At 61.1% G+C, this 998-nt stretch carries 1 protein-coding gene; it reads left to right on the forward strand.

From position 1 onward, the window contains the following. The first annotated feature begins 1 nt into the window (after nucleotide 1). Entirely contained in the window at nucleotides 2-970 is a 969-nt protein-coding gene (gene fmt / locus NW820_RS12705) for a methionyl-tRNA formyltransferase (protein WP_414407681.1), read from the forward strand. Nucleotides 971-998 lie beyond the last annotated feature (28 nt).

Here is a 998-nt window from a genome sequence, read left to right on the forward strand (position 1 = left end):
CATGCGGGTTGTTTTTTTCGGCACGCCAGAGTTTGCCCTGCCTTCGCTGCAGATCCTGTTGCAGCCGCAGTCCCCCTTTGAAGTGGTGGGATTGGTCTGCCAGCCGGATCGGCCCCAGGGACGGGGACAAAAGGTGCTTCCCCCCCCTACCAAGGTTCTCGCCCAGGCCCACGGGATCCCGGTGTGGCAGCCTGTCCGCTTGCGGCGGGATCCCCAAGTGCTGGCAGCTTTGCAGGCCCTGGCTGCCGATGTGTTTGTGGTGGTGGCCTACGGCCAGATCTTGCCCCTGACGGTGTTGCAGATGCCCAAGCTGGGCTGTGTGAATGTGCATGGATCCCTCCTGCCCGCCTATCGTGGCGCTGCTCCCATCCAGTGGGCCATTGCCAACGGAGAAACCGAGACCGGCGTGACCACCATGCTCATGGATGAGGGAATGGATACGGGGGCCATCCTGCTCCAGGCCAAGCTACCCATTGGGCCAGAGCAAACCAGCCTAGAATTGGCACCCCAACTGGCTCAACTGGGGGCAGAACTCTTGGTGGAAACGCTCTTGAAATTGGAGAAAGGGGAACTCACCCCTATTCCTCAGGATGGATCCCGGGCAACCTACGCCCCTTTGCTCAAAAAACAAGACTTTCACCTCGACTGGCAGCGCCCTGCCCAGGCCTTGCACAACCAAATCCGCGCCTTTTCTCCCGACTGTTTCACCAGTTTGAGGGGGCAGCGGATCAAAATTGTCCGCTCTGCCTCTCCTCAGTTGCACCCACCCCCTGGCGATCTCCCCCAAGGCAGCCCTGGCGAGGTGGTGGGATTGGCCAGGGGAGAAGGAGTCTATGTAGCCACCGGAGAGGGATCCCTGTTGATCCGGCGGGCGCAGCTGCCTGGCAAAAAAGAACAGTCCGCTTGGGACCTGGTCAATGGCGGCCAGCTCAAGGTGGGAATGCGCTTTGAGCCGCTCCCCGATTCTTGAGAGCCCACACACAGGGATCCCTTGGGCG

It is taken from the genome of Synechococcus sp. R55.7, from assembly GCF_047461955.1.
Lineage (GTDB): Bacteria > Cyanobacteriota > Cyanobacteriia > Thermostichales > Thermostichaceae > Thermostichus.

Excerpts from the sequence above, each read along its gene's own strand:
- fmt (WP_414407681.1), top strand. The coding sequence starts at position 2 with ATGCGGGTTGTTTTTTTCGGCACGCCAGAGTTTGCCCTGCCTTCGCTG.